Source organism: Pantoea sp. FN0307, from assembly GCF_050113815.1.
In the GTDB taxonomy this organism is placed as follows: Bacteria; Pseudomonadota; Gammaproteobacteria; order Enterobacterales; family Enterobacteriaceae; genus Mixta; species Mixta alhagi.
Window position 1 is genome coordinate 411,957 of the sequence record NZ_JBNJSO010000002.1, and the last position, 14,921, is coordinate 426,877.

Annotated in this window: 13 protein-coding genes; 7 read left to right on the plus strand and 6 right to left on the minus strand. The window is 51.6% G+C overall.

Features of this window, described 5'->3' with window-relative positions:
* Positions 1–45 precede the first annotated feature (45 nt).
* Entirely contained in the window at positions 46–1,146 is a 1,101-nt protein-coding gene (locus ACQE3Z_RS09515) for an NADH:flavin oxidoreductase/NADH oxidase (RefSeq protein WP_426973552.1), read from the plus strand.
* Between the two features lie 47 nt (positions 1,147–1,193).
* On the opposite strand, the gene ACQE3Z_RS09520 is transcribed toward ACQE3Z_RS09515, so the two are convergent.
* Both ACQE3Z_RS09520 and ACQE3Z_RS09525 read right to left on the minus strand, forming a co-directional pair.
* A complete protein-coding gene (locus tag ACQE3Z_RS09520) occupies positions 1,194–1,700 on the minus strand; it encodes a PadR family transcriptional regulator (protein WP_426973553.1) in 507 nt (168 codons plus the stop codon).
* 64 nt (positions 1,701–1,764) lie between these two features.
* Positions 1,765–2,553 (minus strand): siderophore-interacting protein, encoded by a 789-nt coding sequence (locus tag ACQE3Z_RS09525; RefSeq protein WP_426973554.1) that lies wholly within the window; start codon positions 2,551–2,553, stop codon positions 1,765–1,767.
* A 210-nt stretch (positions 2,554–2,763) separates the two neighbouring features.
* Between ACQE3Z_RS09525 and ACQE3Z_RS09530 the strand changes: the two genes are divergently transcribed.
* Positions 2,764–3,204 (plus strand): DUF2231 domain-containing protein, encoded by a 441-nt coding sequence (locus ACQE3Z_RS09530; RefSeq protein WP_426973555.1) that lies wholly within the window; start codon positions 2,764–2,766, stop codon positions 3,202–3,204.
* Positions 3,201–4,511 (plus strand): PQQ-dependent sugar dehydrogenase, encoded by a 1,311-nt coding sequence (locus ACQE3Z_RS09535; RefSeq protein ID WP_426973556.1) that lies wholly within the window; start codon positions 3,201–3,203, stop codon positions 4,509–4,511. Before ACQE3Z_RS09530 ends, ACQE3Z_RS09535 begins: the two co-directional genes overlap by 4 nt.
* A gap of 40 nt (positions 4,512–4,551) precedes the next feature.
* On the opposite strand, the gene ACQE3Z_RS09540 is transcribed toward ACQE3Z_RS09535, so the two are convergent.
* The gene (locus ACQE3Z_RS09540) at positions 4,552–5,619 is read right to left on the minus strand and encodes an alkene reductase (protein ID WP_426973557.1); all 1,068 of its coding nucleotides are present in this window, start codon (positions 5,617–5,619) and stop codon (positions 4,552–4,554) included.
* Between the two features lie 607 nt (positions 5,620–6,226).
* On the opposite strand from ACQE3Z_RS09540, the gene ACQE3Z_RS09545 reads away from it, so the two are divergent.
* Together ACQE3Z_RS09545 and ACQE3Z_RS09550 are read left to right on the plus strand one after the other, a co-directional pair.
* A complete protein-coding gene (locus tag ACQE3Z_RS09545; RefSeq protein WP_426973558.1) occupies positions 6,227–8,371 on the plus strand; it encodes an ornithine decarboxylase in 2,145 nt (714 codons plus the stop codon).
* 243 nt (positions 8,372–8,614) lie between these two features.
* Entirely contained in the window at positions 8,615–9,352 is a 738-nt protein-coding gene (locus ACQE3Z_RS09550; RefSeq protein ID WP_250650847.1) for a LuxR family transcriptional regulator, read from the plus strand.
* Here the strand turns inward: ACQE3Z_RS09550 and ACQE3Z_RS09555 are convergent.
* Complete coding sequence (locus ACQE3Z_RS09555; protein ID WP_426973560.1) at positions 9,333–9,983, minus strand: acyl-homoserine-lactone synthase; 651 nt, start codon at positions 9,981–9,983, stop codon at positions 9,333–9,335. The two genes, ACQE3Z_RS09550 and ACQE3Z_RS09555, sit on opposite strands and share 20 nt — an antisense overlap.
* A 358-nt stretch (positions 9,984–10,341) precedes the next feature.
* Positions 10,342–10,962, minus strand: a complete 621-nt coding sequence (locus ACQE3Z_RS09560) for a TetR/AcrR family transcriptional regulator (protein ID WP_426973747.1) — start codon at positions 10,960–10,962, stop codon at positions 10,342–10,344.
* A 316-nt stretch (positions 10,963–11,278) separates the two neighbouring features.
* Between ACQE3Z_RS09560 and ACQE3Z_RS09565 the strand changes: the two genes are divergently transcribed.
* Positions 11,279–12,499: a Tm-1-like ATP-binding domain-containing protein gene (locus ACQE3Z_RS09565; protein ID WP_426973562.1), complete on the plus strand. Its 1,221-nt coding sequence runs from the start codon at positions 11,279–11,281 to the stop codon at positions 12,497–12,499.
* 2 nt (positions 12,500–12,501) lie between these two features.
* Positions 12,502–13,332, plus strand: a complete 831-nt coding sequence (locus ACQE3Z_RS09570) for a phosphoenolpyruvate hydrolase family protein (protein WP_426973564.1) — start codon at positions 12,502–12,504, stop codon at positions 13,330–13,332.
* Between the two features lie 470 nt (positions 13,333–13,802).
* Here the strand turns inward: ACQE3Z_RS09570 and mltC are convergent, their stop codons facing one another.
* Positions 13,803–14,882, minus strand: coding sequence for a membrane-bound lytic murein transglycosylase MltC (gene mltC, locus ACQE3Z_RS09575; protein WP_426973565.1), 1,080 nt, complete (start codon positions 14,880–14,882; stop codon positions 13,803–13,805).
* Between the last annotated feature and the right edge of the window lie 39 nt (positions 14,883–14,921).

The window sequence follows — 14,921 nt, forward strand, 5'->3', positions numbered from 1 at the left end:
GACCGGCTCGTCCGGATTTACTTTTCCTGAACGCAAGAGGTTTAAATGTCAGGTTTATTTTCACCGTTTTCTTTGAAAGACGTGACGCTGCGTAACCGCATTGCGGTACCGCCCATGTGTCAGTACACCGCCACCGACGGCCTGAGCAACGACTGGCATCGCGTTCACTACAGCGGGCTGGCGCGCGGCGGCGCGGGACTGGTGATCGTTGAGGCAACGGCGGTAGCGCCGGAAGGCCGTATCACCCCCGGCTGTCTGGGCATCTGGAACGACGAGCAGGCAGAGAAACTGGCGCAGATCGCCCGTGATATTAAAGCGGCAGGCGCCGTACCAGGCATTCAGATCGCACACGCCGGACGTAAGGCAAGCGCTAACCGTCCGTGGGAAGGCGATGACCATATTGCCGCCGATGATGGTCGCGGCTGGGAAACCATCGCGCCTTCCGCTGTTGCCTTTGGCGCTAACCTGCCGCAGGTGCCAAAAGCGATGACGCTGGAGGATATTGCCCGCGTACGTGAAGATTTCGCCACGGCCGCCCGTCGCGCTCGCGATGCTGGTTTTGAATGGCTGGAGCTGCACTTTGCGCACGGCTATCTGGCGCAGAGCTTCTTTTCAGTACAGGCTAACCAGCGTCAGGATCAGTATGGCGGCGACCTTGCTGGCCGCAGCCGCTTTATGCTGGAAACCCTGGAAGCAGTGCGTCACGTGTGGCCGGAGAACCTGCCGCTGACCGCGCGTTTCGGCGTGATTGAGTATGACGGTCGCGATGAAGAGACGTTAGCGGAGTCGATCGAGGTAACGCGTCAGATGCGTGCCAACGGTCTGGATCTGCTGAGCGTCAGCATCGGCTTCTCTACGCCGGATGGCAATATCCCGTGGGGCCCGGCTTTCCTGGCACCGATCGCTGAACGCGTACGTCGTGAAGCGCAGATCCCGGTCGCTTCCGCCTGGGGCATCGATGCACCGGCGATTGCCAACCGTACCGTTGAAGAGCAGCAGCTGGATCTGGTTATGGTGGGCCGCGCTCATCTGGCAGATCCGCACTGGCCTTACAAAGCGGCGCTGGCGCTGAAGCAGGATAAAGCAGCCTGGGTGCTGCCTGCGCCATACGCTCACTGGCTGGAACGCTATCGCACCAGCGAGTAACGCAAATCACTCACTTCCGGCCTCGCCGGAGGTGAGTTTCCCTCCTGCTAACTGCGTTCGATCTTTTTTGCGGCCTCATCCAGCACATCAATAATGGCATACAGCGACTGCTGCGAAATAGTCTCCTCGGACAGACGCGTGTTTAAGGCGGTGCGCATATTATGAATGGCACGCTGTACTTCCGGCAGGCTGCGGTTATTGGCCAGTACCGCCAGCGACTGCATGCGGTCAATCACGCTCTCCAGCTGGGCCTGGTGCTGCTCCAGAAAATCTTTGCCTTCAGCAGTAATCCAGTGGTTTTTCTTGTTGTTATCTTCCATCTTCGCGGTAACGTAGCCCATCTCTTCCAGCAGCGTCAGATTGGGATAAACCAGGCTGGGACTGGGCGCATACTCGCCGCGTGACAGCTCTTCTATCGCCTTAATAATCTCATAGCCGTGCGCCGGCCGCGTCTCCAGAATACGCAGAATAAGCAGGCGTACTTCCGTTGCGTCCAGCAGCCGCTCTTTACGTTTTTTATGGGCAAAAAAAGCAGAACCGTTTTTATCTTTCATCCGTTTTTTCCTTTAACCTGGGGTTAAACAGGTAGCAATCCCGGCCTTCCCAGCCGGGAAAAGATCACTTCTGATGCCAGTAAGCCACGCCGCGCAGATAGTTTTCATTTATCTGACGTTCCCCGATCAGATCATCAAGCAGCGCTTTTACCCGGGCGCCTTCGCCGGTGAGCCAGAGGAAATATCCCTGCTGCGGGATCGTCAACTGCCGTAGCGCATGCCGTGCGGCATCAACATCGCCTGCGGGCAGAAAGTGACAGGTCACGCCCGCCAGCGAGGGCAGGTAAGCTCTGCTCTGCGTTTCATCCGCCATAATCATGACGTGGATCTCTGCATCTGGCTGTGCTGCCTGAATTTCAGTCAGGCGACGGTTTAATGCGGGCAGGCTGGATTCATCACACAGGTAGAGCTGAAACGCATAGTCCAGCGGCATACAGAAAGAGCCACGCGGGCCGCCAATCACCAGCGGATCGCCGGGCTGCGCTTTTTCTGCCCAGCCGCTGGCGAGACCGCCTGGATGGATAAAGAAATCGATGGTCAGCGTATTGGCTGCTGCATCCCAGGTCAGCGGCGTATAGTCGCGCGACTGCGGACGCTTGCCTTCCGGCCATACCACGCCCTGATCGCTGATTTCCGGCAGCAGCAGCTCGCCGTTTTCTGCATCAGGGAAAAAGAGTTTGATGTGGTCATCGAAGCTGTGGGAATTAAAGCCCTGCAGGTCGTCGCCGGTGAAGCAAATACGGTAGAAACTGCCCATCTGCGTCTTGTGCAGTACACGCAGCTGCCGCAGTTTTAGCTGATTTTTTCTGCGTGTGGGAAGGGGCCATTCCTGGGTAAAGATCTCTGCGCTCATCGCCGTCGCCTTATAGTGAAGTAAGAGCAGAAACATATCTAAGATATATCTTTATCACAAGCGCCTTTTGTGCGCCTTTTGGTAAAGATTGACTATTTTTTTGCCTGTTTGTTAACCGAAACGGGTTATTTTTACTACGCTTTTGCAGTACTGCGTTACGGCTGTAAATGTTTTGCTGCCGTTTTTTCTTGTTACTTCAGGAGCCTGCCAATGAACCCCTATGCGACCAGACGTCACTCTGCGTTTGCAGTGGCGCTGTATGAATTTCTTAATCCTGTTCCGCTGGGCTTTTTCGTCGCTGCCTGGATTTTCGACATTATTTACTTCAATAGTTACAACCCAATGTGGACTAAAAGCGCCAGCTGGCTAATTGTGTTTGGGCTGATTATTGCCATTATTCCCCGGCTGATTAATCTGGTGCAGGTATGGGTAGGTGCTTCATGGCCGCAAACCTCGCCGGTAAAAATTCATTTTTGGGCCAATCTTCTGGCGATCGTGCTGGCGATTTTTAATGCCTTTATTCACAGCCGCGATGCTTATGCCGTGGTGCCGACAGGCGTGATCCTTTCCACGCTGGTGGTGGCGCTGCTCTGTCTCGCCAATATCCAACTGGCCCTGCGCCTTCGTAGTGCAGAAGGAGCGACACGATGAAAAAATTACTCTTGCTCGCCGTCTCTTCCGCGCTGCTGTTAAGCGGCTGTGATGAACAGGCTACCATCGATCCCAGCCAGCAAATGGGCCCCGATCCGGTATTGCCGAAGGCGCAGGATTTTCTGATCCCGCCAATGCAGGTGCCGAAAGGGGTTGCCTGGAAGCAGGGCGAAGCGCCTAAGGTCGCCAGCGGTCTGCAAATTACCAAAGTGGCAGATGGTCTGATGCACCCACGCCAGGTTTACGTACTGCCTAATAATGATGTGCTGGTGGTTGAAGCCAACAGCCCAGGCTCGAAGCCAATAAGTATGCCGAAACAGCTGGTGATGGGAGTGGTGCAGCAATCGTCCGGAAAAGGCGGGAAGGGTGGCAACCGCATCACGTTGCTGCGCAATTCCAGCGGCGACGGCGTGACCTGGGAGAAACATGTTTTTCTTGAGGGGCTGCATTCGCCGTTTGGCGTACAGCTGGTGGGCGATACGCTCTATGTGGCTAATGCCGACAATATCATGCGCTATCGCTATGAAGAGGGTGCGACACGCATTACCGACCCCGGCACTGAGGTAACCGATCTGCCTGGTGGGCCGCTTAATCATCACTGGACCAAGTCGCTGTTAGCCAGTCCGGATGGCAGCAAGCTGTATGTGGGCGTCGGCTCCAACAGTAATGTTGGCGAGAATGGGATCGGCGCGGAGTATCGCCGGGCGGCGGTGCTGGAAGTGGATACCGCTACCGGCGGCAGCCGTATCTATGCCAGCGGCCTGCGTAACCCCACCGGGCTACAGTGGGAACCACAAACCGGCAAACTGTGGGCGATCGTTAACGAGCGTGACGAGATCGGTGCCGATCTGGTGCCCGACTATCTGACTTCGGTACAGGAAGGCGGCTTTTACGGTTGGCCCTATAGCTATTTTGGTCAACATATCGATCATCGCATTATGCCGCAGCGTCCCGATTTGGTGAAAAAAGCGATTAAGCCGGACTATGCCCTAAGCTCGCATGTGGCGCCGCTGGGCCTGATATTTTATACCGGCACCACGCTGCCGGAAAAATATCATGGCGGTGCCTTTATCAGCGAGCACGGCAGCTGGGATCGGACACCGCTGAACGGCTATCGCGTATCGTTTGTCGCTTTCCAGAATGGCCGTCCGGTTGGTAAGCCGGAGCCGGTGGTCACCGGTTTCCTGACGGACGATCATAAGGAAGTTCGCGGCCTGCCGGTGGGCCTGGCAATGGATAAGCAGGGCGGCGTGCTGATTGCGGATGATGCCGGGGATACCGTCTGGCGGGTTAGCGCGGCACGGTAATGAGCGGTTCCCGGAGCGCCGCTGGCACTCCGGGAGAAGATTAATCCGCGAGGAAAGGATAATCGGTGTAGCCGCGCTCGTATGGCGGCTCCATCCGATAGAGGTTGTCACTATCCAGCGCGTTTAACGGCGCCTGATGCGCAAAGCGCGCCACCAAATCCGGATTCGCGATAAACAGTTTGCCAAAGCTCACGGCATCAGCGCCCCCTTCTGCAATCAGCTTTTCCGCTTCTTCACGCGTAATTCCCTCGTTCGCAATAAATGCGCCGCTAAACTTCTCGCGCACCAGCGGTCCAATAGGCTCCGCCTGCGTTAACGCTTCACGGGCAAAAATAAAGGCCAGCTTGCGGGCATCAAGCTGTTCTGCGACATAGCCAAACAGCGCGCGCGGACTGGAGTCTGACATGGAATAGGCATTAGACATCAGGTTTAAATGCACGCCAACGCGATCGGCGGACCAGACCTGCAGAACCGCATCGACCACTTCCAGCAGGAAACGGGTACGGTTTTCAATCGGGCCGCCATACTGGTCAGTACGCTGGTTGGAGCCATCATGCAGAAACTGATCGATCAGGTAGCCGTTGGCAGCGTGAATATCGATACCGTCAAAGCCCGCCCGTTTGGCGTTTTCTGCAGCCCGGCGAAAATCTTCCACAATAGCGGCGATCTCACTGGTTTCCAGCGCGCGCGGCGTAACGTAAGGGCGCTGTGGACGAACCAGCGTCACGTGACCCTCAGGCGCAATGGCCGAAGGCGCTACCGGCAACTCGCCGTTAAGGTGAATCGGATCGGAAACCCGGCCTACATGCCATAGCTGGATGATAATCTTGCCGCCAGCCTGATGCACCGCATCGGTGATTTGACGCCAGCCAGCAACCTGCTCCTCGCTCCAGATGCCCGGCGTATGAGGATAGCCCACGCCCTGCGGTGAAATTGACGTGGCTTCAGTCACGATTAGTCCTGCGCTGGCGCGCTGCACGTAGTGTTTTAGCATGATTTCATTTGGCGTACGTGCTTCAACCGCACGCATCCGCGTCAGCGGTGCCATCACGATACGATTTTTTAATTCCAGCGCGCCGATTTTTACCGGCTGGTACAAGCTTGTCATAATTACCTCATCCATTCAGTGAGCGTCAGACTTCAGTGAAATCATCATGCGGAGTGGGAGGTGGAGCGTCAATGCATAGCGGTGCAGCGGGGGAAGGGGCAGCATATTCTGTTAAAGTTAGATACGCGTTTTATGAATAAAAAATCACTATTATTGTGATAAAAAACACTATCTTATAAATTAGTATTTTAAATTCAACTTATTAACTTTTTATGATGTGATTGTCTATGCAGATTTCAGGGTTGTTTCCCGCAATAAAAAATGACATCATGACGCCACTTTTTTATCGTGCATCGTTATTGCGGGAGTGAGCGCTATGTTCGGATCGTTGCAAGCCCAGCGCCGCTGCGCCCGTGGTTATCGATCGCGGCGTGGACACGCTTCCTTTTTCCCTTCGGCAAACTCTCTATTCACCATGCGGTGAGGTTAATCTACGCTCCCTGTTGGACATGAGTAAAAACAGACGTGCTCTGATTTTACTGATGTCTATCGGTTGCAGCTGGAACCCTTTTGGCTTCGCATCCTCTCGACATCTTTCGCCGGGAAACTGATTCCCATTGCTGTGCCTTGCGCACCCGCTCATCCTTGACGCCTGAGGATTTGTGTTATGACACCATTGAAAATAGCTGCCAGCGCCGCGCTGGTGCCATCACTTCCTGTTGGACGAGAGATCGTTGCGCTCGATAAGACAGACTTTACCGATGTAGCGGCGGTCGTGGTTTCTGTTGCGGACGCGCGTAGCGGCATGTTGGGGTTATTACGCCATACTGGCTTTACGTTTCCGGTATTTGTGGCGGTGATGCAGCCCAGCGAAACGGTGGATCTGCCGCAGGTAACAGGCGTGCTGGACGGCAGCGCTGAGTCACTAACACAGCTGATGCAGGCGGCGGATAACTATGAAGCGACGCTGCTGCCGCCGTTCTTCGATACCCTGACCAAATATGTCGCCATGAATAATAGTACTTTCGCCTGTCCGGGCCATCAGGGCGGTGCCTTTTTCCGCAAGCATCCGGCGGGGCGTCAGTTTTATGAGTTTTATGGCGAAAATCTGTTTCGCTCGGATATGTGCAATGCGGATGTCAGACTAGGCGATCTGTTGATTCACGAAGGGTCGGCGAAAGATGCCCAAAAATTTGCCGCCAAAGTTTTTAACGCGGATAAGACCTACTTTGTGCTGAACGGCACCTCCAGCGCCAACAAAGTGGTTACCAATGCGCTGCTGACGCGTGGCGATCTGGTGCTGTTCGATCGTAATAACCATAAGTCTAATCATCATGGCGCGTTGATTCAGGCGGGCGCGACGCCGGTTTATCTGGAAGCGGCGCGTAATCCTTTTGGTTTTATTGGCGGTATCGACGCGCGCTGTTTTGATGAGGCATATTTGCGTGAACAACTGCGCCGCGTTGCACCGCAGCGCGCCGAAGAGGCAAGGCCGTTTCGCCTGGCGATCATTCAGTTGGGCACCTATGACGGTACGGTGTACAACGCCCGTCAGGTGATCGATCGCATTGGCCACCTCTGTGATTACATTCTGTTTGATTCTGCCTGGGTGGGCTATGAGCAGTTTATTCCGGTGATGGAAGCCTGTTCGCCGCTGCTGCTTGAGCTTAATGAAAACGATCCGGGAATATTTGTTACCCAGTCGGTTCATAAGCAGCAGGCGGGGTTTTCACAAACGTCGCAGATCCATAAAAAGGATAACCATATTCGCGGACAGCGGCGCTTTTGCAGCCATAAGCGGCTGAATAATGCGTTTATGCTGCACGCCTCAACCAGCCCTTTTTATCCCTTATTCGCCGCGCTGGATGTGAACGCCAAAATGCATCAGGGCGCAGCAGGACGGCGGCTGTGGCATGAGTGCGTTACGTTGGGGATTGAAGCGCGCAAAGCGATTCTGTCCCATTGCAGCCTGATCCGTCCTTTTATCCCGGAAAGCGTGGATGGCCAACCGTGGCAGGCAGCGCCAAGTGAGCAAATTGCTCTTGATGTCCGTTATTTCAGCTTCGCGCCGGACGAAAAATGGCATGGATTTGCCGGCTATGCGCCGGGCCAGTATCTGATCGATCCCTGTAAGCTGTTGCTGACCACGCCCGGTATCGATGCCGCCAACGGTGAATACAGCAGCTTTGGCATTCCGGCTACGATTCTGGCTAACTACCTGCGTGAAAACGGCATCGTGCCGGAGAAATCGGATCTGAATTCCATCCTTTTTCTGCTGACGCCTGCGGAAAGCGCGGAAAAAATGGCTCAGCTGGTGGCAATGCTGGTGCGTTTTGAACAGCACATCCGCGAAGATTCGCTGATGAGCGAGGTTCTGCCGGTGCTGTACAGCAAACATGCTGACCGCTATCGCGGCTATCGTCTGCGTCGCTTATGCCAGGAAATGCACGATTTGTATGTGAGCTATGGTGTAAAAGATTTACAGAAAGCGATGTTTCGTCAGGCCAGCTTGCCGCAGGTCAGAATGAACGCGCAGGATGCTAATCAGGCCTTTATTCGTGGAAATGTTGAGCTGGTGCCTGTCGCACAGGCGGAAGGTTTGATTGCTGCAGAAGGCGCATTGCCTTATCCACCCGGCGTGCTGTGCGTAGTGCCCGGCGAAGTGTGGGGCGGGGCAGCATTGCGTTACTTTTTAGCGCTGGAAGCGGGCATAAACCTGCTGCCGGGTTTTTCACCGGAACTGCAAGGCGTGTATACCGAAACGGACAGCGAGGGCGTGAAAAGGTTATATGGATATATCATTACAGAATGAGGGTTTATCTTGACGCTAGACAGTTAACTGTATGATAATTTTTAGATAAATTTTCCCTGGTGTTGGCCAAATGGCAACCTGATCTCATATGGTCAGGTTTTTTTTTGCGTGTAATTTATTCTTTGTCTTTTACTTTCATACACTTTACGATGTATGTACCATGGTTGTAAGTTACACTTTAGTATAGGGGTCCTGCATTAGCGGGAAAATTAAGGAAGATACAACGTTATTTTGAGGTTATGGATGTCACTATTTTTTTCAGAAAATCAGGCGATCATCGACACCGCACAGCACTATTTCGATAGCGAATTAAATCAGCTTGGCGATTTAAAATATGCCTATATGGTTTTAAATAAAAAGAATCCCGCTGACATGGTGATTATTTCAAACTACCCGAAAGAATGGGTAGAGATTTATAAAGAAAATAATTATCAGCAAATTGATCCTGTGGTTATTGCATCCTTTACGCGTATTTCGCCTTTCTCATGGGACGAGAATATCACGATCAATAGCGAGCTAAACTTTTCCAAGATTTTCAATCTATCTAAAAATTATAAGATCGTTAACGGTCATACTTTTGTTTTACATGATTATTACAATAACCTTGCCTTGCTTTCTATTTTAATGAATGAAAATCATGTTCATGAAACCGAAGCGATTGTTGCGCAGCATCAGGAACAGTTACAGATGCTATTGATCAAAGCGCATGACAAGGTCATCTCGCTCTATAAAGAGATGGATGATAACGCTGCCAGTAAAAAACAGGTGAGTAAAGATATTTTCTCACCGCGTGAAAATGAAATTCTTTACTGGGCCAGCGTTGGGAAAACTTACCAGGAAATAGCGCTTATCCTGGATATCAAAGTAAGCACCGTAAAATTCCACATTGGCAATGTTGTCAAAAAACTGGGCGTGATGAACGCAAAACATGCCATCAGGATGGGTATTGAACTACAGCTAATTAAACCTGCCGCAGGTTAGGCTGAAAAGCCAGCGGCCACTTAGCTAACTCTTTGTCATCAAAAAGTTTATCCTGATTGGATTTCTCAATAAGTATATCGCGGTTTTTATCGTCAATCGGTAAAAACACGATATAAATTTTTTCTTTTTTCTCAGACAGCGTTTGCTCAACTACTGAAATTTCCCAGCCGGAACGTTTCAATATACGCAGCATCGCATGACTGACCAGGGTATATATGCCTTCATAACCATAATGACGCGCATAATTTACCATTGCCAAAAAAAGCATGTTACTGACGGGATATTGATAAAGATCGGAAGAGCGAGCGCGCTCTTTATCAACAAAGAAACGGCTGGATTCTATATAGTTTCCTGCAGGCAACTCAACATTATTAAACCAGGGTGCAAAGGTATGGCTGATCATATTAGGGTAGCGGGTTTCGATAAATCTTACGCTGCATAATACGTTATCGTTATGAATACCGAACACATATGTTGTATGTTCGTTATCATACTCATCAAACTCCATACCATTGATGCAGTTAACTGCCCAGTCCAGGCGATCTTTGAAGGTTTCCTTCCTCAGGATAAATAGCTCGCTCGACCTTTGCTCTGATAACTTTTGGTAGTTAATGTCAAGAAAATTTATCATGCTGACTCCATTTCGATGATGTTGTTTTGCATCTGAATTACAAAACCTAATCCGGAGCGTAAACTATTCCGGTAAAATCCTGCCCTGATTTTCGCTTTTTCCGACGCGCTTGTACAGCGTACAAAGAATGTGTTGTGCAGAGAGGATAGAGGAAAGGCGTACCTCGCTTAAACATAAGGCAAGGGCTTTGTCTGTACCAGACAAAAATTTAGAGCGTCAGCTAACTGCGCTTTAGCCAGCAATGCGAAGATCTATGCAATATTGACTGGCTAAGAAATAACCTATAGCGATTTACCCGACAGGCAAATGGCCTAAACTGACGCACTTTGATAAGGCCGAAAGGGAAAGCCGCAACGATCTACTTATCTGCAGCCGATTCCAGCTGCGCATCTTCCCGCGCCTGACGTACAATAGCCTTAGCGATCCAACGCGCCACGCCCTGCAGAGAGTCATCATCACAACCCCAAATATCTTTCATTACCAGAAAGATCTCAGAACCATATACCAGCGATAACGCATACATCACTTTCTGCAACAGCTCCGGGGAGAGTTCAGTTTTTAGCGGCTCAACCACACGCTGCAGTGTTTGCTTACGATTACCGCGTACCAGCTTTTCTTTCACCAGCGGCAAATCCGTTGAGCGAGACTGCGCCCACTGCGTCAGGGATAAGTGCAGCGCTGCACGGAGCGTACCTTCATGTTGCAACATGCGTGGGAAAGCGAAAGCCAGTAATTCATCAATACGATCGCTGACATCGGGTTTTGTCGGCTGGAAATTTTTCATCGGGCTCAGCGTTTCAGTGACTATGGCTGAAACCAGCGCGCTTTGTGTAGGGAAGTAACGGTATGCTGTGGCGCGTGATAGCTGGGCTGCCTGAGCCACTTCGGTAATAGAAGGAAAGCTACCGCTATCAAACATTTTCATTGCCGTTTCAATTAATAGCCTGCGCGTACGGGCGCGCGTGGACGTCATCGGCATATCTGCCTGGGTGTCCCTTTCAACCACTTTAACCCCTTGTTTTCTCTGTTTGGACTCAGAGTCCGCTGATTCGCCAAGCTCTGTTGGCACTATAACAGAACTCATAATATTAACAGCCAACATTCGTCCTGTTTAATCATCAGTTTTTTCTCATTATTGTTGAGACGTGCATTTCATTCGCTTGATTTAACATTCAGGACGATGATACTGTTGTCTCGAACGGACGGTCTTCCCTCCGCTTATAAAGAGCATTTTGGTTTTTATTTCAGTTTTATCAAGCTTTTAATGGCTTTTGTGACAGGAATGGTTAACAGAAATGAAAGAAGAAACCGGTTATATCTACATTGCTGCTACAGCGGATACTAAAGGAAGGGAACTGTTTTACGTTCGTGATTTGATTAGAAAAACTGGCTTGCAGGCGCTGACGGTTGACTTATCAACTCAAGCACTTAGCACCAGTTCCGCTGCTGATGTGAAGCCAGAAGAGGTGGCGGCTTTTCATCCCCAGGGTACGGAGGCCGTTTTTTGCGGCGACCGTGGCCGCGCGATCGAGGCAATGGCGCTCGCTTTTCAGAATTACCTTAAAACCCGTAAAGACGTTGTCGGTCTTCTCGGTTTGGGCGGTTCAGGCGGCACCGCGCTGATTACGCCAGCGATGCAGGATTTAGCGGTCGGCGTGCCGAAAGTGATGGTCTCGACCATGGCCTCGGGCGATATCGCAGGCTATATCGGCGCCAGCGACATCAGCATGCTCTATTCCGTAACCGACGTGGCGGGCCTTAACCGTATTTCACGTCAGGTGCTTGGCAACGCTGCACATCAAATCGCAGGCGCTGTGCTGTTCCAGCCGGAAGCCTGTGCAGATGATAAACCTGCGCTTGGCTTAACCATGTTTGGCGTAACAACGCCCTGTATCCAGGCAGTAAGCCAGCAGCTGGAAGATGAGTTCGATTGTCTGGTTTTTCATGCCACCGGCAGCGGCGGCATGGCGATGGAAAAACTGGCGGATAGCGGCATGCTGGCCGGCGTGCTGGATCTGACCACTACTGAAGTTTGCGACCTGTTAGCCGGTGGCGTACTGGCCTGCGCTGAAACGCGCTTTGATGCTATCGCCCGCTCACAGGTGCCTTATGTTGTTTCCTGCGGCGCGCTGGATATGGTCAATTTCGGTCATCCGTCCAGCGTGCCGGAAAAATATGCGGACCGGCTGTTTTATCATCATAACGCCCAGGTCACGCTAATGCGCACCACACCAGGGGAAAACCGCGCGATGGCGAAGTGGATTGCCGCCAAGCTTAATCGCTGCGAAGGGGAAGTACGGTTTTTAATTCCGGAAGGGGGATTTTCCGCTCTTGACGCGCCGGGGATGCCGTTCTGGTCACCTGAAGCAAACAGGGCGTTTATCTCTACGCTGGAAGCAGAACTGATACCAACCGAAAAAAGAAAAATAATACGATTACCTTATAACATTAATGATGCAATGTTTGCTGACGCTGCAGTTAAAGCGTTTCGTACCATCAACACCAGGGAGTTCTAATCATGCCTGCGTTAAACCGACAGGAATTGCTGGAAAATTTTCGTGCAATGATTGCCCGAGGCGAACCGATCATTGGCGGCGGAGCGGGCACCGGCCTCTCCGCCAAATGTGAAGAAGCGGGCGGCATCGACCTGATCGTTATTTATAACTCAGGGCGTTATCGTATGGCGGGCAGAGGCTCTTTAGCAGGGCTGTTGGCCTACGGCAACGCGAATGAAATTGTGGTCGATATGGCAAAAGAGGTGTTGCCGGTAGTGAAAAAAACACCGGTACTGGCGGGCGTAAACGGCACCGACCCTTTCTGCCATTTTGATAAGTTTCTGGACGATTTGAAGGCGCTGGGTTTTTCCGGCGTACAAAACTTCCCAACGGTAGGCCTGATAGACGGTAATTTCCGTGCAAATCTGGAAGAGACCGGTATGGGCTACGGACTGGAAGTTGAGATGATCCGTCTGGCGCATCAGAAAGATATGCTCACCACGCCCTACGTTTTTAGCGAGCAGGATGCGGTTGCAATGACCGAGGCGGGCGCAGATATTATCGTGCCGCATATGGGATTAACCACTGGCGGAAATATCGGCGCAGAAACCGCGCTGAAGCTGGAGGATTGCGTTCCGCTGATCACGGCCTGGGCCGAGGCGGCAAAAGCGGTGCGGGAAGATATTATTGTGCTGTGTCACGGTGGACCGATTTCTACCCCGGAAGATGCGCAATATATTATGGATAACTGCCCACTGTGCGACGGTTTTTATGGCGCCAGTTCGATGGAGCGGTTACCAACAGAAGTGGCTTTAACTAATACAACTAAGCAGTTTAAAAGTATTCAGCGTTAATTTTTAGCGCCAACATCAGGGTTTTATTCAGAAACGTCAGGCGGGTATTCCGCTTACGCAACAGTAAAAGGGCAGCCGGGTGATGGGCTGCCCTTTTTTAATATTACCATTGCACATTAAAACCCAGCGTCAGGGTATCCGTCCGGTAGTTGTCGGGTTTATATAACGGCAGACCCGCCAACGCAAAACTGATGCTGCCATTGCGGCAAATCAAGGATGAAATGCGGTCACTTTACCGGCGTTCGTAAAGTGGGCGCTTCCTTCCGCCTCGAATTTATCGCTGGCTTCCATTTCACCTGCGTTAAAAATTCCCTTGGCCTGTATAGCAGCAATATTGCGACCACTAACCGGGGCGTGGTTATTGAAGTTGTCGCTGCTTGTAATATTGATGCTTTTTTAGTCAGTAGGTTGTTATAGTTATTAACCGGAAAAGATAAAAAAGCCAGCACTTGAGGCTGGCTTCTTTAAAGTTAAAAGCGGTTGTAGCTGCGCTGAGCATGGCTGACTTTATACAGATAGCGGCGTGACTCAGCGGACGGGTGGCGGGTCGTCAGGGTTTTGTAGACGTCATCTGGCGACAGGGCGTTGATTTGCGCAAAGGCCCGATCTTTATCGCTGGAGAAGACGCGCAGAACGCTGCCTGCGCCGCCGTTATAGGCGGTAATTACCGCATAGCGGCGTGATACCGGATTAGCAATACCCGCCAGATAGTTGCTTTGCAAAATCGACAGATAGGCAGTGCCGGTATCAATATTATTTTCCGGATCGAACAGATAACTACGGCTTGGCTTGCCCCATTTACCTTTCATTCTGAACACGTCAACTCCGGCAGAATGCTGAACCACCTGCATCAGACCCAGCGCGTCGGCATGGCTGACCGCATACGGGTTAAAACTGGATTCGATTTGCATAATCGCCAGGATCAGAGACGCATCCACATTATATTTTTCCGCCGCCTTACGTACCATCGGCAGATATTTGTGCGCACGCTTGTCGAGGTGGTTAGGCACCATTGGAATGGTGACCGACCAGATCACATGCAGGCCGGAAACGCGGCGCTGAAGCTTGTTCTGGATCAGATAATCCGCGAAGCTGGCGGCGCGCCCCTGCCAGCGAATAGGCTGACCGGTATTATCCAGTACCTGACCATACAGCAGCGGCTCTTTGCTGAGCTGCACATCATTGGCATCAGAATAGAGATCGACATTGCCGGGATCTTCACCAATCAGCAAGGTGGTGATAATCGCCTGACGCAGACTGACTGTCGGATCGGTACCTGAGATGGTCTCAATGGTAATCGAGCCCTTTTCGAAGTTGATATGGCTACGGGTGTAATAGTTATCGCTGTACTTAACGTAGTCTTTTGGTCCGGCTATCAGAACTTCGTTGATGCCCCAGATGTTCTCAATGTTATGAGCAAACTGGCCCATCAATATATCGAAGCCGTTGGTGTCTTTTACCCATTCCTCATGGAAGGTCTGTTTTTTACTTCCTGAGCAGGAAACCAGCAGCGGTGCTATCACTAGCAAGGCAAGAAATTTTTTTTTCATCGTATCTGCGCTGAACCCAAAACAGGGGCCTCAAATGAG

Coding starts and splice junctions, on each gene's coding strand:
- ACQE3Z_RS09515 (WP_426973552.1), top strand. CDS start 46: ATGTCAGGTTTATTTTCACCGTTTTCTTTGAAAGACGTGACGCTGCGT.
- ACQE3Z_RS09520 (WP_426973553.1), bottom strand. CDS start 1,700: ATGAAAGATAAAAACGGTTCTGCTTTTTTTGCCCATAAAAAACGTAAA.
- ACQE3Z_RS09525 (WP_426973554.1), bottom strand. CDS start 2,553: ATGAGCGCAGAGATCTTTACCCAGGAATGGCCCCTTCCCACACGCAGA.
- ACQE3Z_RS09530 (WP_426973555.1), top strand. CDS start 2,764: ATGAACCCCTATGCGACCAGACGTCACTCTGCGTTTGCAGTGGCGCTG.
- ACQE3Z_RS09535 (WP_426973556.1), top strand. CDS start 3,201: ATGAAAAAATTACTCTTGCTCGCCGTCTCTTCCGCGCTGCTGTTAAGC.
- ACQE3Z_RS09540 (WP_426973557.1), bottom strand. CDS start 5,619: ATGACAAGCTTGTACCAGCCGGTAAAAATCGGCGCGCTGGAATTAAAA.
- ACQE3Z_RS09545 (WP_426973558.1), top strand. CDS start 6,227: ATGACACCATTGAAAATAGCTGCCAGCGCCGCGCTGGTGCCATCACTT.
- ACQE3Z_RS09550 (WP_250650847.1), top strand. CDS start 8,615: ATGTCACTATTTTTTTCAGAAAATCAGGCGATCATCGACACCGCACAG.
- ACQE3Z_RS09555 (WP_426973560.1), bottom strand. CDS start 9,983: ATGATAAATTTTCTTGACATTAACTACCAAAAGTTATCAGAGCAAAGG.
- ACQE3Z_RS09560 (WP_426973747.1), bottom strand. CDS start 10,962: ATGCCGATGACGTCCACGCGCGCCCGTACGCGCAGGCTATTAATTGAA.
- ACQE3Z_RS09565 (WP_426973562.1), top strand. CDS start 11,279: ATGAAAGAAGAAACCGGTTATATCTACATTGCTGCTACAGCGGATACT.
- ACQE3Z_RS09570 (WP_426973564.1), top strand. CDS start 12,502: ATGCCTGCGTTAAACCGACAGGAATTGCTGGAAAATTTTCGTGCAATG.
- mltC (WP_426973565.1), bottom strand. CDS start 14,882: ATGAAAAAAAAATTTCTTGCCTTGCTAGTGATAGCACCGCTGCTGGTT.